This window comes from Jiangella muralis (assembly GCF_001270745.1).
Taxonomy (GTDB): domain Bacteria; phylum Actinomycetota; class Actinomycetes; order Jiangellales; family Jiangellaceae; genus Jiangella; species Jiangella muralis.
Genome location: NZ_LFXL01000031.1, coordinates 57,076 through 77,160 on the forward strand (window position 1 = coordinate 57,076; position 20,085 = coordinate 77,160).

24 protein-coding genes are annotated in these 20,085 nt (G+C 73.9%); 10 read left to right on the forward strand and 14 right to left on the reverse strand.

Features of this window, described 5'->3' with window-relative positions:
• Positions 1–140 precede the first annotated feature (140 nt).
• The 3 genes from ACW62_RS24575 to ACW62_RS24585 are packed head-to-tail and all read left to right on the forward strand — an operon-like array spanning position 141 to position 1,314.
• Positions 141–503 (forward strand): VOC family protein, encoded by a 363-nt coding sequence (locus ACW62_RS24575; protein WP_053206746.1) that lies wholly within the window; start codon positions 141–143, stop codon positions 501–503.
• Between the two features lie 14 nt (positions 504–517).
• Complete coding sequence (locus ACW62_RS24580; RefSeq protein ID WP_053206747.1) at positions 518–865, forward strand: ArsR/SmtB family transcription factor; 348 nt, start codon at positions 518–520, stop codon at positions 863–865.
• Entirely contained in the window at positions 862–1,314 is a 453-nt protein-coding gene (locus tag ACW62_RS24585; RefSeq protein ID WP_053206748.1) for an SRPBCC family protein, read from the forward strand. Before ACW62_RS24580 ends, ACW62_RS24585 begins: the two co-directional genes overlap by 4 nt.
• Here ACW62_RS24585 and ACW62_RS24590 read toward each other — a convergent pair.
• The 6 genes from ACW62_RS24590 to ACW62_RS24615 are packed head-to-tail and all read right to left on the reverse strand — an operon-like array spanning position 1,289 to position 7,162.
• Positions 1,289–2,977 carry a ribonuclease J gene (locus ACW62_RS24590; RefSeq protein WP_053206749.1) on the reverse strand — a complete coding sequence of 563 codons (1,689 nt, stop codon included), beginning with the start codon at positions 2,975–2,977 and terminating at the stop codon, positions 1,289–1,291. The genes ACW62_RS24585 and ACW62_RS24590 overlap by 26 nt on opposite strands.
• Positions 2,974–3,906 carry a 4-hydroxy-tetrahydrodipicolinate synthase gene (gene dapA, locus ACW62_RS24595; RefSeq protein WP_053206750.1) on the reverse strand — a complete coding sequence of 311 codons (933 nt, stop codon included), beginning with the start codon at positions 3,904–3,906 and terminating at the stop codon, positions 2,974–2,976. Before dapA ends, ACW62_RS24590 begins: the two co-directional genes overlap by 4 nt.
• Before the next feature lie 42 nt (positions 3,907–3,948).
• A complete protein-coding gene (locus ACW62_RS24600; RefSeq protein WP_053206751.1) occupies positions 3,949–5,070 on the reverse strand; it encodes a PrsW family intramembrane metalloprotease in 1,122 nt (373 codons plus the stop codon).
• Positions 5,067–5,705: an HAD-IA family hydrolase gene (locus ACW62_RS24605; RefSeq protein ID WP_205629570.1), complete on the reverse strand. Its 639-nt coding sequence runs from the start codon at positions 5,703–5,705 to the stop codon at positions 5,067–5,069. Before ACW62_RS24605 ends, ACW62_RS24600 begins: the two co-directional genes overlap by 4 nt.
• Positions 5,706–5,738: 33 nt before the next feature.
• Positions 5,739–6,461, reverse strand: coding sequence for a hypothetical protein (locus ACW62_RS24610; protein ID WP_053206753.1), 723 nt, complete (start codon positions 6,459–6,461; stop codon positions 5,739–5,741).
• Positions 6,458–7,162, reverse strand: coding sequence for an ABC transporter ATP-binding protein (locus ACW62_RS24615; RefSeq protein WP_053206754.1), 705 nt, complete (start codon positions 7,160–7,162; stop codon positions 6,458–6,460). Before ACW62_RS24615 ends, ACW62_RS24610 begins: the two co-directional genes overlap by 4 nt.
• 99 nt (positions 7,163–7,261) lie before the next feature.
• Here ACW62_RS24615 and ACW62_RS24620 point away from each other — a divergent pair, with 99 nt between their 5' ends.
• Positions 7,262–8,110 carry a sensor histidine kinase gene (locus ACW62_RS24620; protein WP_053206755.1) on the forward strand — a complete coding sequence of 283 codons (849 nt, stop codon included), beginning with the start codon at positions 7,262–7,264 and terminating at the stop codon, positions 8,108–8,110.
• On the forward strand, positions 8,107–8,772 hold the full coding sequence (locus ACW62_RS24625; RefSeq protein ID WP_053206756.1) for a response regulator: 666 nt from the start codon (positions 8,107–8,109) through the stop codon (positions 8,770–8,772). The genes ACW62_RS24620 and ACW62_RS24625 overlap by 4 nt, the downstream gene beginning before the upstream one ends.
• On the opposite strand, the gene paaE is transcribed toward ACW62_RS24625, so the two are convergent.
• From paaE to ACW62_RS24655, 6 genes are all read right to left on the reverse strand, one after another.
• Positions 8,760–9,860 (reverse strand): 1,2-phenylacetyl-CoA epoxidase subunit PaaE, encoded by a 1,101-nt coding sequence (gene paaE / locus ACW62_RS24630; protein WP_053206757.1) that lies wholly within the window; start codon positions 9,858–9,860, stop codon positions 8,760–8,762. The genes ACW62_RS24625 and paaE overlap by 13 nt on opposite strands.
• On the reverse strand, positions 9,857–10,321 hold the full coding sequence (gene paaD, locus ACW62_RS24635) for a 1,2-phenylacetyl-CoA epoxidase subunit PaaD (protein ID WP_053206758.1): 465 nt from the start codon (positions 10,319–10,321) through the stop codon (positions 9,857–9,859). The genes paaE and paaD overlap by 4 nt, the downstream gene beginning before the upstream one ends.
• Complete coding sequence (gene paaC, locus ACW62_RS24640) at positions 10,315–11,034, reverse strand: 1,2-phenylacetyl-CoA epoxidase subunit PaaC (protein ID WP_053206759.1); 720 nt, start codon at positions 11,032–11,034, stop codon at positions 10,315–10,317. The genes paaD and paaC overlap by 7 nt, the downstream gene beginning before the upstream one ends.
• Entirely contained in the window at positions 11,031–11,312 is a 282-nt protein-coding gene (paaB, locus tag ACW62_RS34320) for a 1,2-phenylacetyl-CoA epoxidase subunit PaaB (protein ID WP_053206760.1), read from the reverse strand. The genes paaC and paaB overlap by 4 nt, the downstream gene beginning before the upstream one ends.
• A complete protein-coding gene (paaA, locus tag ACW62_RS24650; RefSeq protein ID WP_053206761.1) occupies positions 11,309–12,271 on the reverse strand; it encodes a 1,2-phenylacetyl-CoA epoxidase subunit PaaA in 963 nt (320 codons plus the stop codon). The genes paaB and paaA overlap by 4 nt, the downstream gene beginning before the upstream one ends.
• A gap of 71 nt (positions 12,272–12,342) precedes the next feature.
• Positions 12,343–13,311, reverse strand: coding sequence for a hypothetical protein (locus ACW62_RS24655; protein WP_053206762.1), 969 nt, complete (start codon positions 13,309–13,311; stop codon positions 12,343–12,345).
• A 360-nt stretch (positions 13,312–13,671) separates the two neighbouring features.
• On the opposite strand from ACW62_RS24655, the gene ACW62_RS24660 reads away from it, so the two are divergent.
• From ACW62_RS24660 to ACW62_RS24670, 3 genes are read left to right on the forward strand one after another with little or no spacing between them, the layout of a single operon-like run.
• Positions 13,672–14,856: a nitric oxide synthase oxygenase gene (locus ACW62_RS24660; protein WP_205629571.1), complete on the forward strand. Its 1,185-nt coding sequence runs from the start codon at positions 13,672–13,674 to the stop codon at positions 14,854–14,856.
• 21 nt (positions 14,857–14,877) lie between these two features.
• Entirely contained in the window at positions 14,878–15,450 is a 573-nt protein-coding gene (locus tag ACW62_RS24665) for a GNAT family N-acetyltransferase (RefSeq protein WP_053206763.1), read from the forward strand.
• The gene (locus ACW62_RS24670) at positions 15,447–16,082 is read left to right on the forward strand and encodes a DUF2461 domain-containing protein (RefSeq protein ID WP_053206764.1); all 636 of its coding nucleotides are present in this window, start codon (positions 15,447–15,449) and stop codon (positions 16,080–16,082) included. Before ACW62_RS24665 ends, ACW62_RS24670 begins: the two co-directional genes overlap by 4 nt.
• 62 nt (positions 16,083–16,144) lie before the next feature.
• Here ACW62_RS24670 and ACW62_RS24675 read toward each other — a convergent pair whose 3' ends face one another.
• A complete protein-coding gene (locus ACW62_RS24675; RefSeq protein ID WP_053206765.1) occupies positions 16,145–16,732 on the reverse strand; it encodes an ASCH domain-containing protein in 588 nt (195 codons plus the stop codon).
• Between the two features lie 131 nt (positions 16,733–16,863).
• On the opposite strand from ACW62_RS24675, the gene ACW62_RS24680 reads away from it, so the two are divergent.
• Positions 16,864–17,556 carry an AzlC family ABC transporter permease gene (locus ACW62_RS24680; RefSeq protein ID WP_053206766.1) on the forward strand — a complete coding sequence of 231 codons (693 nt, stop codon included), beginning with the start codon at positions 16,864–16,866 and terminating at the stop codon, positions 17,554–17,556.
• The gene (locus ACW62_RS24685; protein ID WP_053206767.1) at positions 17,553–17,864 is read left to right on the forward strand and encodes an AzlD domain-containing protein; all 312 of its coding nucleotides are present in this window, start codon (positions 17,553–17,555) and stop codon (positions 17,862–17,864) included. The genes ACW62_RS24680 and ACW62_RS24685 overlap by 4 nt, the downstream gene beginning before the upstream one ends.
• Positions 17,865–17,960: 96 nt before the next feature.
• Here ACW62_RS24685 and ggt read toward each other — a convergent pair whose 3' ends face one another.
• The gene (gene ggt, locus ACW62_RS24690) at positions 17,961–19,985 is read right to left on the reverse strand and encodes a gamma-glutamyltransferase (RefSeq protein WP_083460136.1); all 2,025 of its coding nucleotides are present in this window, start codon (positions 19,983–19,985) and stop codon (positions 17,961–17,963) included.
• Positions 19,986–20,085 lie beyond the last annotated feature (100 nt).

The following is a 20,085-nucleotide window of genomic DNA, read 5'->3' on the forward strand; positions in this document are numbered from 1 at the left end:
CCGGCGCGTCGGGTGAAATGTCCGTTGCCGCAGGTGGGTTCCATGATCATCAACCTTTTGGGCTGCTATGACGTCTCAGAAGGTTGATGATCATGGAACGTGAGTTGACGCGTAGGAAAAATCCTACCTATGGTTCCGGCATGAGCCTGACGCAGATCCGGACCCTGACCATGTTCGTCGACGACCAGGAGCGGGCCCGGCGGTTCTATGCCGACGTGCTCGGCTTCGAGGTCCGCACCGATCTCGCCATGGGCGACAACCGCTGGCTGGAGGTCGCCCCGCCCGGCGCGGCGACGGCGATCGTGCTGCACCGGCCGTTCCCGGGCGCCACGGCGGGGACGTCCGGCGGCACCATCCTGGCGTCGTCCGACCTCGACGCCGACGTCGAGCGGCTGCGGGCCGCCGGCGTGGCCGTCGACGGGCCGAACGAGCTGCCGTGGGGCCGCCAGGCCACGTTCGCCGACCCGGACGGCAACGGCTACGTCCTCTCGTCCGCGGGCTGAGGTAGAACGGAGCCATGCCGCAACGGGGCAAGACGTCGCCGGCGGACCGGTTGTTCGGCGCGCTCGCCAACCCGACCCGCCGCGACATCCTCGACCTGCTGCTCGACGGCGAGCAGACGGTCCAGGACATCGCCGACCGGTTCGACATGGCCCGCCCGAGCGTCTCGGAGCACCTGCGCGTGCTCCGCGACACGGACCTCGTGCGCGAGGAGCAGCGCGGCCGGCACCGCTACTACGCCGTCCACGCGGGCCCGCTGGTCGGCGTCCGCGACTGGCTGTCGCCGTACGAGCGGTACTGGCGGGCCCGGCTCACCGACCTCGGCGACGTCCTGGACGACATCGCGGGTGAGGACGCGACGTGACGCGCACGACGATCGAGCTGGACCAGTTCTACCCGCACCCGCCGGACCTGGTCTGGCGTGCCCTGACGACGCCGGAGTTGCTGGCCCGCTGGCTGATGCGCCCGGACGGGTTCGAGCCGCGGGTCGGCGCCCGGTTCACGATGGCGGCGAAGCCGATCGGCGCGGTCGGCTTCTCCGGCACGGTCGCCTGCGAGGTGCTGGAACTGGTCGAGCCGGAGCTGCTCAGCTTCAGCTGGGACGACGCCGCGGCGGACGGGCCGAGCGGCTGGGTGGTCAGCTTCGAGCTGCGCCGGGAGGGCCGCGGCACCCGGGTGCTGTTCACCCACCGCGGCTTCGACCCCGACTCCCCCAGCGCCCAGTTGTCCCGCACGATGATGGGCAACGGCTGGCCCCGCATCCTGGCCGCGCTGGGGGCGGTGGCGGCTACGACTCCACGACCACCGGAATGATCATCGGACGGCGGCGCAGCCGGCCGCCGACCCAGCGGCCGATGGTGCGGCGCACCGTCTGCTGCAGCTGGTAGGTGTCGGCGTTGCCGCCCTCGGCCGCCTTCTCCAGCGCCGCCACCAGTTCGGGCCGGATGGCGTCGAAGACGCTGTCGTCCTCGGCGAACCCGCGGGCGTGGATCTCCGGCCCGCCGGTGACCTTGCCGGTGACGGAGTCGACCACCACGACGACGGAGATGAAGCCCTCTTCGCCGAGGATGCGGCGGTCCTTCAGCGACGCCTCGGCGACGCCGCCGACGTTGGAGCCGTCGACGTAGACGTAGCCGCACGGCACCGCGCCGACGACGCTCGCGACGCCGTCGAGGAGGTCGATGACGACGCCGTCCTCGGCGAGCGCGACCCGCTCGCGCGGCACCCCGGACGCGACGGCGATGTCGGCGTTGGCGAACAGGTGCCGGGTCTCGCCGTGGATCGGCATGACGTTGCGCGGCTTGACCAGGTTGTACACGAACAGCAGCTCGCCGGCGGAGGCGTGCCCGGACGTGTGCACCTTGGCGTTGCCCTTGTGCACGACGGTGGCGCCCTCGCGGGTGAGCCCGTTGATGACCCGGGACACGGCGTTCTCGTTGCCCGGGATCAGCGACGACGCCAGCACGACGACGTCGCCGGGCTCGATGCGGATGGCCGGGTGGTCGCGGTTGGCGATGCGCGACAGCGCCGCCATCGGCTCGCCCTGCGAGCCGGTCGACATCAGCACGACCTTGTCGGGCGGGAGGTCGTCGATCGACTTGAGGTCGACGAGGGTGCCGCCGGGGACGGTGAGGTAGCCGAGGTCGCGGGCGATGCCCATGTTGCGCACCATCGACCGGCCGACGAAGGCGACCTTGCGCCCGTGCGCGACGGCGACGTCGAGGACCTGCTGCACGCGGTGGACGTGGCTGGCGAAGGAGGCGACGACGACGCGGCGCGGCGCGCGGGTGAAGACGCCGTCGAGGACGTCGGCGATGTCGCGCTCGTGCGGCGTGAAGCCGGGCACCTCGGCGTTGGTGGAGTCGGTCATGAACAGGTCGACGCCGGCGTCGCCGAGCCGGGCGAACCCGTTGAGGTCGGTGAGCCGGCCGTCCAGCGGCAGCTGGTCCATCTTGAAGTCGCCGGTGTGCAGGACGACGCCGGCCGGGGTGCGGATGGCCAGCGCCAGCGCGTCCGGGATGGAGTGGTTGACGGCCAGGAACTCGACGTCGAACGGGCCGAACCGCTCCGACTGCCCCTCGCGGACCTGCAGCTGGTAGGCGTCGATGCGGTGCTCCTTGAGCTTCGCCTCGATCAGCGCGAGGGTCAGCCGGGAGCCGACGACGGGGATGTCCTGCTTCTCGCGCAGCAGGAACGGGACCGCGCCGATGTGGTCCTCGTGCCCGTGCGTCAGCAGGATCGCCTCGACGTCGTCGAGGCGGTCCCGGATGTACTCGAAGTCGGGCAGGATGAGGTCGACGCCGGGCTGGTTGTCCTCGGGGAACAGCACGCCGCAGTCGACGATCAGCAGCCGGCCGCCGTACTCGAACACGGTCATGTTGCGGCCGACCTCGCCGAGTCCGCCGAGCGGGATGACGCGCAGCGCGGCGGGGTCGAGCGGAGGCGGCGAGGGGAGCTCGGGGTGCGGATGGCTCATGCGAGCCCCGCCTCGGCGAGGTCGGCGCGCAGTTGCGCGACCTGCTCGTCGGTGGCGGGGATGAGGGGCGAGCGGACCGTGCGGCTGCGGATGACGCCACGCAGCTCGACGGCGGCCTTGGCCATGGTGGCCCCTTGGCCGGTGCCCATGATGCCGCGCACGGCCGGGATGAGCCGGCGGTGCAGCTGCAGCGCGCGTACGAGGTCGCCGGAGTCGAGGGCGCGCACCATGGTCGCGTACTCGGCCGCCGCGACGTGGCCGACGACGCTCACCATGCCGACGGCGCCGTGCGTGAGCAGGGCGAGGTTGAGCGCGTCGTCGCCGGAGTAGTAGGCCAGCCCGGTGCGGGCCATGACCTCGGACGACGCGAACACGTCGCCCTTGGCGTCCTTGACGGCGACGATGCGGTCGTGCTCGGCCAGCCGGACCAGCGTCTCGGTGGCGATGGGCACGCCGGTGCGGGCCGGGATGTCGTAGAGCATGACCGGCAGGTCGGTGGCCGACGCGACGGCGACGAAGTGCTGGTACAGCGCCTCCTGCGGCGGGCGGCTGTAGTACGGCGAGACGACCAGCAGGCCGTGGGCGCCGGCCTTCTGCGCGGCCTGGGCCAGCTCGCCGGTGTGGCGGGTGTCGGAGGTGCCGACGCCGGCGACGACGCGGGCACGGGAGCCGACGGCCTCGACGACGGCGCGCAGGACGAGGTCCTTCTCGGCGTCGGAGGTGGTGGGGCTCTCGCCCGTGGTGCCGGCGACCACCAGGCCGTCGGCGCCGTCGGCGACGAGCTTCTCCGCCAGCGCGGCGGTCCCCTCGAGGTCGAGGCCGCCGTCGTCGAGGAACGGGGTGACCATGGCGACCGACACGCGGCCGAAGGGTGCGGCCCCCGGCGCGCCGGATGTGGCGGCGGCGAGGGTGAAGAGCTCGTCAGGCATGGATGAAGGTTACCGTGATCCTGGCCCGCGAGCCGACTCGCCTCACCGTCCGGCGCTGGTCAGCGCGACGGCCCGGGCGCGGGTCTCGCCGACGAACGCCAGCACCTCGGCCAGCCGGGCGTTGGCGCGATGGTCGCCGCGGCCGTGCCGCGGCCGGTTGACGAGGAACGCCAGCTCGGTGACGGCCACCTGGTAGGCGCGCACGGCCCGGGCGGCGTCGCGGCCGTACTGCGACTTCATCGCCCTGGTCCAGCGGCGCCGGCTGCGCATCGTCGACAGCAGGTCGACCTCGTACCACGGGATCCACCCGGCCTGCACGAACTCGTCCAGCCGGGCCGCGACGACGCGCTGCTCGCGGCGGCGCTGCCAGAGCGCGATGCTGAGCATCGCGGCGAACACCGGCACCATGACGACGACGTAGACGGCGATGAAGCCCTGGCCGTCGTCCCACAGCGCCGACGCGTTCCACAGCGCGTGCACCCCGGCCGCCAGCAGGTACCCCACGAGCGGCAGCAGCACCCGCGCCGCGACGGAGCGCCGGCCCGCGGCGAGGCCGACGGCGATGCCGATGAACACGGTGAACAGCGGGTGCGCGAACGGCGAGAAGATGCCGCGCACGACGAACACGCTGTAGCCGTCGATCGACGCGGTGTCGAAGGCCCGGCCCAGGTAGAGGATGTTCTCGACGAACGCGAACCCGGCCGCGACCAGCCCCGCGTAGACGATGCCGTCGACCAGCCCGTCCAGTTCGTCGCGCTGGCGCCACAGCAGGCCGACGAGGAAGGCGCCCTTCAGCGCCTCCTCGGCGAACGGCGCCGACACCACGGACGACGTGTAGTCGCCGTACGTGACCGCGACCAGCGAGTTCACCACCAGCGCGCCGAGTGTCGCGACGCCGCCGCCCCACAGGAACGCGGCCAGCATCGTCCGTCCCGGCTCGGGCTCCCAGCGGTCCAGCCAGAGGAAGGCGCCGACGACCACGACGACCGGCAGCAGCGCGAACAACGTGGCGACGGCGATGGTGGACGGCGCGAGGTCGCCGACCGCGAGCCCGAGCACCACGACGGCGCAGCCGGCCGCCGCGACCAGGCCGAGGATCGGCCAGAGGACGCGGCGGCGCTGCTGCCGGCTCCACGGCTGGTGCGGCGCGAGTGCGGTGGTCACTGAGCTACGACGTCGACGAGCAGCGGGCCGGTTCCGTCGATCCGCAGGTGAGCGGGGCTGCCGGCGACGAGATCGGCCTCCAGCTGGCGCGCCTCGTGCGTGGACACGATCCCGACGACGGCCATGCCGGCCGCCCGGGCCGCGGCGATGCCGCTGGGCGCGTCCTCGACGACGACACAGCGGCCGGGCTCGACGCCCAGCCGCTGCGCACCCAGCAGGTACGGCTCCGGATGCGGCTTGCCGCGCAGCACGTCGTCGGCGGTGACGACCACGCCGGGCGGCGTCAGCCCGGCGGCGCGCATGCGGGCGGCTGCGATGACGGCGCTGCCGGACGTGACGACGGCGCGGCGATCGGCCGGGATGGACGCCAGCAGCTCGGCCGCGCCGGGCATGGCCCGGACCGTGCCGGCGTCGGCGATCTCCAGCTCGTCGACGCGGGCCAGCGCGGCGCTGACCATCGGCCCGGGCAGCAGGTCGGCGACGATGTCGGCGGTGGTGCGGCCGTGCGCGTCGGCCAGCCGGGCCGGGTCGACGTCGTACTGACGGCACCAGCGCAGCCAGCAGCGCGCGATGGAGTCGGTCGAGTCGACCAGGGTCCCGTCGAGGTCGAGCAGGATCGCATCGGCTTTCAGCACCACCACGGCAGCGTACCGGGCGCGCGGCCCGGGTCAGGCGTCCCGGCGGCGCTGCACGGCGGCCGCGACGGCCAGCAGCGCGACCGTCCAGGCGGCCATCACCAGCCCGCCGGGCAGCGGGGCGAGCGCGTCGTCGATCGCGATCCGGTCGTCGCCGGCGAGCATCCGCATGCCGGCGAGGTCCGGCAGGTACCGGGCGAGCGGCGTCACCAGGTACAACAGGAACGCCAGCGACACGACGGTCCCGTTCGCCACCAGCACGATCAGCGGGACGACGGTGCTGCGGGTCAGCGTGGTGATGCCGAGTGCGATGAGCGCGATGAGCGCCGCGTAGACGGCGACGCCGAGCCAGCGCCCGGGCTCGGTCTCCCCCGGGCCGCCGCCGGCCGCCCGCGCGGCGAGGAGCGCTCCCGGCATCGCGACGGCGGAGCCCACCAGGACCAGCCCGGTCACGACCACTGCCTTCGCCACCAGCACGACGGCGCGGCGCGGCATGACGGCGAACGTGACGGCGACCGGCCGGCCGGCGCTGTACTCGCTGCCGGCGGTGACGACGCCGAGGACGATCGCGCCGATGGTGAGCAGCGGCGACGCGGCCAGAACGGCCTCGGCGGCGGAGTCGGTGGCGTTCTGGCTCGCGTTGAGGGCGGCCAGCGCGACCGGCCCGGCGACGGCGACGGCGAGCGCGATGAGCGTGGCGGGCAGCGTGAGCGCCTTGCGCCACTCCGCCGCGACGGCGTCGAGCGCCGCGCTCATCGCGCGCCGCCGCTCGTAAGCGCGAAGAAGGCGTCCTCCAGCGACGGGTACCCGGCGGTGACCCGGTCCAGCGGGCCCGTCGCCACGATCCGTCCGCCGGCGATCACCACGAGGTCGTCGGCCAGCGAGGCGACCTCCCCCATCAGGTGGCTGGACAGCAGCACCGTCCCGCCGTCGTCGGCGAAGGAGCGCAGTAGCCCGCGGATCCACCGGATCCCCTCCGGGTCCAGCCCGTTGACCGGCTCGTCCAGCACCAGCGCCGACGGCGTGCCGAGCAGCGCGGCGGCCAGCCCCAGCCGCTGGCCCATGCCGAGCGAGAGCCGCCCGGCCCGGACGCGCGCCGCGTCGGCCAGCCCGACCTGCTCCAGCACCTCGCCGACCCGCCGCCGCGGGATGCCGTTGCTGCGCGCCACCCAGGCCAGGTGCTGCCGCGCCGGCCGGGACCGGTGCGCCCCGGACCCGTCCAGCACCGAGCCCACCACCCGCAGCGGCCGCCGCAGCGACGCGTACGGCTGCCCGTCCACCAGCGCCGTCCCGGACGTCGGCCGGTCCAGGCCGAGCAGGATCCGCAAGGTCGAGGACTTGCCCGCGCCGTTCGGGCCGAGGAAGGCTGTGACGCGGCCCGGCTCGGCCCGGAACGTCACGCCGGAGAGGATGTCGCGCGAGCCGCGGCGCTTCACCAGATCGTCGAAAGTGAGCATGCGCCCATGTCAGCCCAGCGGGCGCGCGTTGTCATCGGACCACGGTCGCTCGGACCGTGGTCCGATGCCCGGCGCCGACGACTTTCCTAGACTCGGGGCATGGAGACCGGCCGCCCGACCTGGCGCTCCCGGGCCTGGCCGATCGCCTGGGCGGCGCTGTTCCTGCTGGTGTCGGGGCTCATGACGATCGGCAACCAGAACCCCGCGACGCAGTTGCTGCCGCTGGTCGTCGTCGGACTCGCGGTGCTGGTGTCGGTGTGGGCGGTGCTGCGTACCCGCCGCGACCGGCGCGCTCACGAGGACCGGCTGGCGGCCTGGGCCGGCGAGCGGTCCGCCCAGGCGGAGCGGCTGCGCATCGCCGGTGACCTGCACGACCTCGTCTCGCACGGGCTCGGCCTGATCACCGTCCGCGCCGCCGTCGCCGCCCGGCTGGACGACCCGTCCGAACGGGCGACCGCGCTGGTCGACATCGAGGAGGTCAGCCGCGAGACCACTACTGAGCTGCGCCGCATGCTCACCGTCCTGCGCACGCCGGACGCCGCGGCGACGCTGCGGCCGGCGGAGTCGCTGGCCGACCTCCCCGGCATCGTCGCGGCGGCCCGCGGCGCGGGATTGGACGCGACGCTCGAGGCGGCCGCCGGCGACGGCGTGTCGCCGGGCACGCAGCTCACCGTCTGCGCCGTCGTCCGCGAGGCGCTGAGCAACGCCGCCCGGCACGCCGGCCCGACCCGGGTCCGGGTCGGCGTGCGCCGCGACGGCGGGTCGGTCGTCGTCACGGTGGGCGACGACGGCCCGGCCCCGGGCTGGGAGCCGCGTCCCGGCGCCGGGCACGGGCTGGCGGGCCTGCGGGAGCGGGTGACGGCGCTCGGCGGCACGCTCGCGGCGGGCCCGGCCGGCGCCGGGTTCGGCGTGACCGCCGCCCTCCCCGACCGCGGGCCGTCGTCGTGACCCCCGTCCGCGTGCTGATCGCCGACGACCAGCCGCTGCTGCGGCACAGCCTGGCGCTGCTGCTCGACGCCACGCCGGACCTCGCCGTCGCCGGGACGGCCGCGACCGGCGCCGAGGCGGCCGCCCTCGCCGCGGACCTGCGCCCTGACGTCGTCCTGATGGACATCCGGATGCCCGGCGGCGACGGCATCGAGGCGACCCGCCGCATCACCGCCGACCCCGAGCTGGCCGCCGTCCGCGTCCTCGTGCTGAGCATGTTCGAGCTGGACGAGTACGTGTACGCCGCGTTGCGGGCCGGGGCCAGCGGCTTCCTGCTCAAGGACGCCCGGCCGGAGCAGCTGCTGGACGCGGTCCGGCGCACGCACGCCGGCGAGTCGCTGTTCGCGCCGAGCATCCTGACCCGGCTGGTCGAGCACTACCTCGGCCGGCCCGCCGCGGGCCCGGCCGGCGCCCGGCTGGACGTGCTGACCGAGCGCGAGACCGAGGTGCTGGCGCTGGTGGCGGCCGGGCTGTCCAACGACGAGATCGCGGCGGCGCTGACCATCTCGATCAAGACGGTGAAGACGCACATCGGTCACCTGCTGGCCAAGCTGGCCGCCCGCGACCGCGCGCAGCTGGTCATCGCCGCGTACGAGAACGGGTTGGTGGGTCAGGCGTCGTAGTCGACCTCGAGCGTCGGCGTCGTCGGGTGCGACTGGCAGGTGAGGACGTAGCCGGCCGCGATCTCGTCGTCCTCCAGCGCGTAGCGGCGCTCCATCGTGACGGCGCCGTCGAGGACCTTCGCCCGGCACGTGCCGCAGACGCCGCCCTTGCAGGCGAACGGCGCGTCGTTGCGGACCCGGAGCACGGCCTCGAGCACGGTCTCGTCCGGGTCGTCGACGGTGACCTCGGTGCGGCGGCCGTCCAGCGACGCGGTGACGGCGCAGGTGACGGCCTGCTGCCGGGCCTCCTCGCGGATCGCCGGCGGCGGGTCGCCGACGTGGTACAGCTCGGCGTGGACGTGCGCGCGGTCGACGCCGCGGGCGGCCAGCACCCCGCGGGCGGTGGTGATCAGGTCGTACGGGCCGCACAGGTACCAGTCGTCGACGGTGTCCGGCGGCAGCAGGGTGTCGAGCACCCGGCCGAGGCGGTCGCCGTCGAGCCGGCCGGACAGTAGCTGCGTCGACCCGGGCTCGCGGGACAGGACGTGCACCAGCTGCAGGCGGCCCGGGTGGCGGTCCTTGAGGTCGGCCAGCTCGTCCAGGAACATCACCGACGACGACGTCCGGTTGCCGTAGAGCAGCGTGACCCGGCTGCCCGGTTCGGTGTCCAGCGCCGTCGCGACGATCGACAGCACCGGCGTGATGCCGCTGCCGGCCGCGACCAGCGCGTAGTGCTTGGCCTGCCCCGGCTCGAACGGCGGCGTGAACCGCCCGGCCGGCGTCATGACGTCGACCTCGTCGCCGGCCGCCAGCGTCTCCAGGGCGTGCGACGAGAACGCGCCGCCGGGGATGCGCTTCACCGCGATGCGCAGCACGCCGGACCCGGCCGGCGAGCAGATCGAGTAGCTGCGCCGCACGCCGTCGCCGCCGGGCAGGGCGACGTTGACGTGCTGGCCGGCGGCGAACTCGTAGTCGGCGGCCAGCTCGGCCGGCACGGCGAACGTGACCGCGACGGCGTCGTCGGTCAGCCGGTCGACGGCGGCGACGCGCAGCCGGTGGGTGACGGAGTGCCGTCGCCGTTCGCGCGGCGCCTCGGTGGTCGTCGTCATAGCGCCTTCACGTGGTCGAACGGTTCCTGGCAGGCCCGGCAGACCCAGAGCGCCTTGCACGCCGTCGAGCCGAACCGGGCCAGCTCGCGGGTGTCCGGCGAGCCGCACTGCGGGCAGCGGACGCTGAGCGTCAGCGCGACCGTCCCCGCCGGGTGCGGCGGGGCGATGCCGTGCCGCTCCAGGGCGGCGCGGCCGTCCGGGGTGATCCAGTCGGTCGTCCAGGCCGGCGCCAGCACCGTCCGCACCTCGACGTCGCCGACCCCTTCCCCCGCCAGCGCCGCGACGATGTCGGCGCGGATCGCGTCCATCGCCGGGCAGCCGGAGTAGGTCGGCGTGATGTCGACGGTGACGGCGCCGGCGTCGTCGACGCGGACGGCGCGCAGGATGCCGAGCTGCTCGATCGTGACGACCGGCAGCTCCGGGTCCGCGACCGCGGCGACGATCTCCCGCACACTCACCAGGTCACCCCCGGGTGGGAACGGTGCAGGTGCTGCAGTTCGGCGAGCAGGTAACCGAGGTGCTCGGTGTGCAGGCCGGCCCGGCCACCGCGTCTCGCCGCCGTCGGCTCGGGCACGTCGAGGCCGGCTTCGGCCAGCACGCCGTGCACGTACGCCGTCCAGGGCTCCCGCAGCGTCGCGGGGTCGACGTCGGCACCGTCGAACGGCTCGAACAGCTCGCCGGCGTACGGCCAGACGGCGTCGAGGGCGGCGACCATGCGGCGGCGGCTCTCGTCCGTGCCGTCACCGAGGCGGAGCACCCACTGGGTCGCGTGGTCGCGGTGGTAGTGGACCTCCTTGACCGCCTTCCCCGCGATGGCGGCCAGCGTGTCGTCGGTGCCGGCGCGCAGGCGGTCGTACAGCTCGTACTGGTAGGCGGCGAAAACCAGCTGGCGGGCCATGGTGGCCGCGAAGTCGCCGTTCGGCAGCTCGACCAGCAGCACGTTGCGGAACTCGCGGTCGTCGCGCCAGTACGCGAGCGCGTCCTCGTCGCGGCCCTCTCCTTCCTGCTCGCCCGCGTAGCTGAGCAGGGTGCGAGCCTGGCCCAGCAGGTCCAGCGCGATGTTCGCCAGCGCGATGTCCTCCTCCAGCTCCGGTGCGCGGGCCACCCACTCCCCCAGCCGCTGGGCCAGGACCAGGGCGTCGTCGCCGAGCGCCAGGGCGTACTGGCCCCTCACAGGTGCTTCGCCTCCGCCGGCACCTCGTAGAACGTCGGGTGCCGGTAGACCTTGTCGGCGGCGGGGTCGAAGAACGCGTCCTTCTCGTCCGGGCTGCTCGCGGTGATCTGGCCGGACGGCACCACCCAGATCGAGACGCCCTCGCCGCGACGCGTGTAGACGTCGCGGGCGTTGCGGACCGCCATGGCGGCGTCGGGCGCGTGCAGGCTGCCGACGTGCTGGTGCGACAGGCCGCGCCTGGCCCGGATGAAGACCTCCCAGAGTGGCCACTCGCTCATGCCGCCGCCTGCTTCCTCTTGCTCGCGTACGCCGCGGCCGCCTCGCGCACCCACGCGCCGTCCTCCTGCGCGGCGACCCGGTGCCGCAGCCGCTGCTCGTTGCACGGGCCGTCGCCCTTGATGACGCGGAACAGCTCGTCGTAGTCGGGCTGGGTGAAGTCGTAGTGGCCGCGTTCGTCGTTCCAGCGCAGGTCCGGGTCGGGGACGGTCAGCCCCAGCACCTCCGACTGCGGCACCGTCATGTCGACGAACCGCTGCCGCAGCTCGTCATTGCTGAACCGTTTGATGCCCCAGCGCATGGACTGCTCGGTGTGGCCGCCGGACACCTGCTCGCCGGTGTCGGGCGGGCCGAACATGGCCAGGCTCGGGTACCACCACCGGTCCAGCGCGTCCTGGGCCATCGCCTTCTGCGCGGGGGTGCCGCGGGTGAGCGTCAGCAGCGACTCGAACCCCTGCCGCTGGTGGAAGGACTCCTCCTTGCAGATGCGGACCATCGCCCGGGCGTACGGGCCGTACGAGCACCGCGTCAGCGGCACCTGGTTCGTGATCGCCGCGCCGTCGACCAGCCAACCGATCGCACCCACGTCCGCCCACGTCAACGTCGGATAGTTGAAGATCGACGAGTACTTCTGCTTCCGCGTGTGCAGCAGCTCCAGCAGTTCGTCGCGGGAGACGCCGAGCGTCTCGGCCGCGGCGTAGAGGTAGAGCCCGTGCCCGGCCTCGTCCTGCACCTTGGCCAGCAGGATCGCCTTGCGGCGCAGGCTCGGCGCGCGGCTGATCCAGTTGCCCTCCGGCTGCATGCCGATGATCTCGGAGTGCGCGTGCTGGGCGATCTGGCGGACGAGGGAGCGGCGGTACGCCTCCGGCATGTCGTCGCGCGGCTCGATGCGCCCGTCGGAGTCGACGATCGCGTAGAACGCCGCCTCGCGGTCGTCGGTTCGCTGGTCGGTTGGCGCCATGGTCCCAGGCTAGGTCCGGATGTGACACCTGTCCAGCATTACTGCTGTCATTATGTAACACCGTTGACGCGTCACCGGCGGGCCGCCGCCAGGCGGTCGATGCCGAGGCCGCTGATCAGCAGGCGTTCCTTCTGGTTGCTGAGCAGCTCCCGGCTCCAGCCGGTGAACCCGCCGTCGCCGACCTCGGCCCATTCGCCGTCGAGCCGGGCCATGACCTTGAAGCAGAGGCCCTCGTAGTAGCCGCGCCCGGTCGGCCGGCCCGGATCCGGCACCGCGGTGACGGGGACCTCGCCGGCGTCGCCGCTCGCCAGGTCAACGCGAGCCAGGTCACCGCGCGCCGCGTCGGCGACCGGCGCGAACCGTGGATCGAGGACGGTCAGCCGCACCTCGACCGCCTCCGCACCGAGCAGCGGCAGCGCCGACACGAGGACGGTCAGCTGCTCGACCAGCGCGGCCCGCTCGAACCCCAGCCCGCCGACATCGCGCCCCGCGGTGACCTGCGCGAACAGCGAGAAGTGCGCGAACATCGCCGGGCCGCTGACGTACTGGGCGCGCACGACCCGCTGGATCGCCGCCAGCCGCACCACCCCCGTCGACGGCGCATCGCCCTCCCGCCGCCGGACCGCCGCTTCGAGCGCCAGCCCGTTGGTCGGATCGGCCGCGACGTCGGTCCCGCGGACCGTCGACACCACCTTGTTCTGGTCGACCGTCGCCAGCGCGGAGTGCGTCCCGAGCGGCGCCAGCGGGGCCAGCGTCACCACCTCGACCGGCTCCGGCCGGGCCGCGAGCGTCGCGAGCAGCACGTCCTCCACCCGGCGCAACGCGGCGAAGGGCAGCGGCGACGGCGTGGTGAACCGGTCGCGCCGATACCGCTCCAGCACCGTCGCCGGCGACAGCCCGGCCGCCCGGCGCCGCGCCAGCTCGAGCTGCAGCGTCGTCAGGTCCGATCCCGGCAGCGCCGCCAGCGCCTCGAACACGCTGGTGCCGCCGGCCCGCCGTACGACCCGGTCGAGCGCCGCGCGCGACCCGCTCTCCGTCATCCCCCATGACTAACCGGCGCCGGCCGCGACGGTCCACCGGTTTTCGCCGCGACCGCGCGCACCGTCACGCAGCGTGACGGCCGTCACGGTCCCGCCTGCGAACGGCCCCGGCCCTGGTCACCGCGCCGCGCGCAGCTCGTCACTCCAGTGACCTGCACCGATCGACGAACGCCCGTTTAGGCACGACTTCAGCGGATTCCGTGGAACACCCGACGACGCCGTCCGCCTTCTGAGATCATTCGTGACGGTGCGTCATTTTCACGGCACGATGATCATGTTCGGGGCGATTTGCCGGAAATGTCTGCATCTGGAGAGCCGGTACCCGCCACCCGTGACCTCGACAGCGGAGGAGCTGACCCTGTGACGACCGATGGGACGCACCACCATCCAGGCCTTCCAGACGTTCCGATCCACTCCGTCGACCTCTGCGAAGCCGAGACGTTCTTCCGGCAGCACGCCGCCGAGAACCCGCACGCCCCCGATCCCGACGAGCGGTTCAGCGAAGCGCTGGTCGAGTTCGGCCGGCGCGGCACGTTCAGTCACACCACCGCGGAACTGGAGTTCGGCGCCCAGCTGGCCTGGCGCAACGCCAACCGCTGCATCGGCCGGCTCTACTGGCGCAGCCTGATCGTCCGCGACCGCCGCGACGTCCGCACCGCCGACGGCGTCGCCGCCGAGTGCGTCGAACACCTGCGCGTCGCCACGAACGGCGGGCGGATCAGGCCGGTCCTGACGCTGTTCGCCCCGGATCAGCCCGGCCGGCCGGCGCCGCGGCTGCGCAACGCGCAGCTGATCCGGTACGCCGGCTACCAGAGCCTGGACTCCGTCATCGGCGACCCCGCGCAGGCCGAGTTCACCCGCTGGGCCGAGAGCCTGGGCTGGTCGGGCAAGGGCACCGACTTCGACGTGCTCCCGCTGGCCATCGAGACCCCCGAGGACGGCGTCCGGCTGTTCGACATCCCCGGCGACGCCGTCCTCGAGGTACCTCTCACGCACCCGGAGTTCCCGTGGTTCGGCGAGCTCGATCTCCGGTGGCACGCGGTCCCGGCGATCTCGTCGATGCCGCTGCGCATCGGCGGCATCACCTACCCGACGGCGCCGTTCAACGGCTGGTACATGGGGACGGAGATCGGCTCGCGCAACCTCGTCGACGCCGACCGGTACGACCGCATGACGCAGGTCGGCCGGCTGCTCGGGCTCGACGTCGACGACGTGCGGTCGCTGTGGAAGGACCGCGTCCTCGTCGAGATCAACCGCGCGGTGCTGCACTCGTTCGACGCCGCCGGGGTGAAGATCGCCGACCACCACCACGAGTCCGAGCTGTTCATGCGGTTCGTGGAGAAGGAGGAGCGGGCCGGACGCACCCCGCGCGCCGAGTGGTCGTGGGTCGTCCCGCCGCTGGCCAGCACGACGTCGCCCGTCTACCACCGCTACTTCGACAACGCCACGGCGCTGCCCGGATTCCTGCCCAGCCCCGGCTGGACGCCACCGCAGGACGACGACGCGCCGGCCGGGTGCCCCCACCACGCGCAGACCGGCGCGTAGCCGCGTCGTATCGTAGGGCGGGTGTCCGAGCCGCCCCAGATCGTCGCCGATCGATCCGTCCGTCTTGCCTGGGCCGCCGACACCGACGCCATCGGCGCCGTGCAGGCCCGGGCATGGACGGCGTCCTACGCTCCGCTGTTGCCGCCAGCCCTGCTGGCCGACGTCGACGCCCCGACGTTCGCGGCCGCGTGGCGCGAGGCCGTCACTCGTCCGCCGTCCGCCCGCCACCGGGTGCTCGTCGCGCTCGAGGTGGGGCGGGTGGTCGGGTTCGCCGCCACGGCGCCGTCCGAGGACCCCGACACCCAGCCCGGCGACGGCGAGGTGGTCGCGTTCCACATCGACCCCGCCGCGCTCGGTGAGGGGCACGGCTCCCGGCTGCTGGCCGCCGTCGCCGACACCCTGCGCGCCGACGGCTTCACCCGCGCCCGCATCTGGCTGGTCGTCGGCGACGACGCCCTTCGCCGGTTCCTCGAGCCGGCCGGCTGGGCGCCCGACACCGCGCACCGCACGCTCGACCTCACCGGCGACGGGACGGCGACGCTGCGGCAGGTGCGGTTGCACACGTCGCTCGCGGACGAGGAGGCCGGGACGTGACGTTCGCCGGCATCCCGGTCGAGGCGCTCGACTTCTACGAGGACCTCGAGAACGACAACACCAAGTCGTTCTGGGCCGCCCACAAGCAGGTCTACGAGCAGTCCGTCCGCGACCCGATGCGCGCCCTCGCCGACGAGCTGTCCCCCGAGTTCGGCGACGTCCGGTTCTTCCGCCCCTACCGCGACGTCCGGTTCGCCGCCGACAAGTCGCCGTACAAGACGCACCAGGGCGTCGTGGTCGGTGGCCACTACGTGCACGTCGGGGCGGCCGGCCTGTTCATCGCCGCCGGCCACTACCAGATGGCGCCCGACCAGATCGCCCGCTACCGCGTCGCCGTCGACGACGCCCGGCGCGGTTCGGCGCTGGCCGAGATCGTCGAGTCCGTCCGCGACGCGGGGTTCGTCGTCGACGGCGAGGCCCTCAAGACCAGGCCGCGCGGCTACGACGCCGACCACCCGCGCATCGAGCTGCTGCGGCAGAAGGCGCTGGTCGGCTGGATCGACGCCGGCGCGCCCGACTGGCTGCACACGCCGTCGGCGGCGGTCCGGGTCGCGGCGGCGTGGCGGGAGCTGGCGCCGCTGAAGGGGTGGCTCGACGACCACGTCGGGCCGTCCGACCAGCCGCGCCGCTGAGGCCGTCGCGCGCGCGTGCGCCGCGTCGGCGGTTCGCCGTCGTGCGTCCGCCGCGTCGGCCGTCAGTCGGCCGCCGTCGCGTCGAGGTAGGTGCGGCCGCGCGGCGAGATGCGGTAGCCGATCGGGAAGCTCTGCGTCAGCCCGAGGTTCTTCAGCTTGCGCACGTCCAGCTTGAACGGCGCGCGTTCGCGGCCGACCAGGTCGGCGAGGTCGCCGGCCCGGCGTTCGGGATGCTGCTCGATCAGCCGGAGCGTCTCGCGGGTCCAGGCGCCGTAGGACGAGGCGCGGTCGAGGCGGTCGAGGCGCTTGGTGATCTCCGCGATCTCGGCCGGCTCGAGGTCGCCGCCGGCGGCCAGCTCGGCCCGCGGGTCGGCGTCGGAGGCGGGCCTGAACTCGATGCGGTAGGTCGGGTTGGCGGGGTCGCCGGGGAGGTCGGCCAGCAGGCTGGCGGCGTCCGGATGACCGGCCGCGCGAGCGTCGTCGTCGCTGATGGCGGCGGGGTCGACGACGGTGACCGCGATGACGTCGATGCGGCCGGCCGGCGTTCGGTACGGGCGGCCGGGCAATACCTGCTGGCGGGCCCAGCGCCGGAACGCCAGCGTCACCGTCCCGTCGGCGATGCCCGCCCAGAAGCGCTTCTGGAACAGCACCGGATCAGCGTAGCCGTCGCGCCGGCCGTGCGGCCCCAGGAAGCGGCGAGTCCGGCGTCAGAGGGAACCGGCGGTATCGCGATGCGGAATCGGTTCATCACTGTCGGCGCGGTTCAGTACTGTCTGCCCGCATGAACGAGGAATCGCGCTCCGCGATCCGGCGCGACGCCGCCGGCATCGCCGCGTACGCCGCCGCGTTCGGCGCCTCCTTCGGCGCCGTCTCCGTCGCGTCCGGCCTGAGCGTGTGGCAGACGATGGTGCTGAGCCTGGTGATGTTCAGCGGCGCGTCGCAGTTCGCGCTGGTCGGCGTCATCGGCGCCGGCGGCGCGGGGCTGGCGGCCGTGCCCACGGCGCTGCTGCTCGGCGTGCGGAACGCGTTCTACGGGGTGCCGCTGACGCGGATTCTCGGCCGGCGCTCGCTGACCGGACCGCGCCGGCTGGCGACCGCGCACCTGGTCATCGACGAGACGACGGCGATGGCGGTCGGGCGGGAGGGCCGGGCGGCGCAGCGGTACGCGTTCTGGGCCACTGGCGTGCTGCTGTTCCTGCTGTGGAACGCGGGGACGCTGGCGGGCGCGCTGGGCGGCTCGGCGATCGGTGAACCGGAGACGCTCGGACTGGACGCGATGATCCCGGCGGCGTTCCTGGCGCTGCTGTGGCCGCGGCTGCGGACGACCGAAGGCCGCTGGGTCGCGGCCGGTGGCGCGCTGGTGGCGACGGCCCTGATCCCGCTGGTCCCGGCGGGCGTGCCGGTGCTCGCGGCCGCGCCGATCGCCGTCGTCGCCGGTCTGCTCCCCCGTCGTGACCAGGAGGCAGCGCGATGACCGGAGTCTGGATCGCCGTGATCGTCGCCTCCGTCGGCTGCTACGCGCTCAAACTGGCGGGAGTGTCGCTGCCCTCGTCGATCCTGGAGCGCGACGACGTGCAGCGGGTGGCGACGCTGCTGCCGGTCGCGATGCTGGCCGGCCTCGTCGCCGTCGAGCTGTTCGATTCCGGCGGTTCGCTCGGCCTCGACCTGCGCCTCCTCGCCGGCGTCGCGGCGGGGGTGGTGGCGCTGCTGCTGCGGCAGTCGTTCCTCGTCGTCATCGTCGTCGCCGCCGCGGTGACGGCGCTGCTGCGGGCGCTCACCTGACCCGATTCCTTGATCATGTTCCCTGGCGGCGCCCATACGACAGGCGCCCATACGACCGTCAGGGAACATGATCAGCGTGTCCGACGGCGTTCGCCGTCAGTCCCGTGGCCAGCGCATGGGCACGAGGACGCCGGCGCTGCCGCCGCCGCGGCGGACCGGCTCCGCGACCGCCTGCAGCCGATGCCGTCCGAGGAACTCGATCCCCGTCGCGGCGCCGATCTCCGCCGTCGCCGCGAGCGAGTGCCCGTACTCGTCACGCAGGAGGGCGCCGAGCGGGCCGGTCGCGATGGCGTTCTCGGCCGACGTGTTCACGGCGTTCGGCTGGAACAGGCGCGGGGCGGCGAGCGCGCCGGGCAGGTCCATGCCGAGGTCGATGCGGTTGACCAGCGTCTGCAGCACCGTACCGATGATCGTCGCGCCGCCGGGGCTGCCGACCGCCAGCAGCGGTTCGCCGTCCTCGTCGAGCACGATCGTCGGCGCCATCGACGAGCGCGGCCGCTTGTCCGGGCCGGGCAGGTTCGGGTCCGGCGCGCTGCCCTGTGTCGGCGCGAAGTTGAAGTCGGTCAGCTCGTTGTTGAGCAGGAAGCCGCGGCCGGGGACGGCGATGCCGCTGCCGCCGGTCTGCTCGATCGTGAGCGTGTACGCGACGACGTTGCCCCAGCGGTCGGCCGTGGTCAGGTGCGTGGTGGAGCCCTCGTCGGCGACGGCGGCCGGGTCGGGGGCGGTCGCGCAGCCGTCGCCGTAGTCGCCGTCCGGCACGCCCGGCGCGACCGGTTTCGGCGCCGCCGCGTCGGGGTCGAGCAGGCAGGCCCGCTCGTCGGCGAACTCCTGCGACAGCAGCTCGTCCAACGGCACGTCGATGACGTCGGGGTCGCCGACGTAGCGGTTGCGGTCGGCGAACGCGAGCGCCGTCGCCTCGAGGTAGTGGTGCAGCGCCTGCGCCTCGTCCATCGCGCCGAGGTCGAAGCTCTCGAGGATGTTCAGCGCCTCGCCGACGGTCGAACCGCCCGACGACGGCGGCGGCATCCCGTAGACCTGCAGGCCGCGGTAGTCGACGACGGTCGGCTCGCGCTCGATCACCTCGTAGCCGGCCAGCTCGTCCGCCGTCAGGTCGCCGGGGCGGACGATGCGCGTGGCGCCGTCGCGGACCGGTGGGTCCTGGACGGTCGCCGCGATCTCACCAGCGATCGGGCCCTCGTAGAAGACGTCGATGCCGTGGCGGGCGATCTGCCGGTAGGTGTCGGCGAGATCGGGGTTGGGCAGGACGGTGCCGACGGCGGGCGGCGCGCCGGCCGGCAGGTAGAGCTCGGCCGTCGCCGGGAAGTCGGCGAAGATCGCCTCGTTCGCCGCGACCTGCGACCGGAACGTCTCGTCGACCACGAACCCGTCCTCGGCCAGATCGATGGCGGGGCGTAGGTTGCGGGCGAGGTCGAAGCGGCCCCAGCGCTCCAGCGCCTCGGCCCACGTGGCCAGCGTGCCCGGCGTCCCGACCGACAGCCCGCTCACCCGCGCGTCGGCGAACGCCAGCGGCGTGCCCGTCGCGGGGTCGATGAACCGGTCCTCGGTGGCCGTCGCCGGCGCGCTCTCCCGCCCGTCGAGCGTGCTGACCTCGCCGGACCCGGCGTCGTAGTGGACGAAGAACCCGCCGCCGCCGATGCCCGCGGAGAACGGCTCGCTGACGCCCAGCGCCGCGGCCGCCGCCACCGCCGCGTCGACCGCCGTCCCGCCCCAGCGCAGCACTTGCAACCCAGCCGCCGTCGCGTCGGCGTCGACGGTCGCGACCGCACCGCCATACCCCGTCGCCGTCGGCCGCTTCTCCGGCTGCGACGGGCGCCGCTCGGACGACCCCGCCCGCTCGGACACCCCCGCCCGCTCGGACAGCCCGGCCCGCGCCGACGACCCGGACTGCGCGGACGACCCGGACCGCTCCGACCACCCCGCCCGCTCGAACGCCTCTGTCCGCTCGACCTGCCTGGCGCGTTCGGCCTGCCTTGCCGGTTCCGCCGGCCCGGAACGCTGGGTCTCGGTCGCCTGCGCGGGTGCGAGGAGCCCGGCTCCCGCCACCGCGATCGCCCCGGCCAGCACCGCGGCCGCTGTCCGTCTGCTCCGCTGCACACCCATCACCCGGCTCCCTCGGCTCACCCCCGTCCGCCTACCTTGCCCGGTTTCGATCACCGTGAGAAGAGGGTCGTCACCACCAGTCGTCCAGCTGGTCACACAA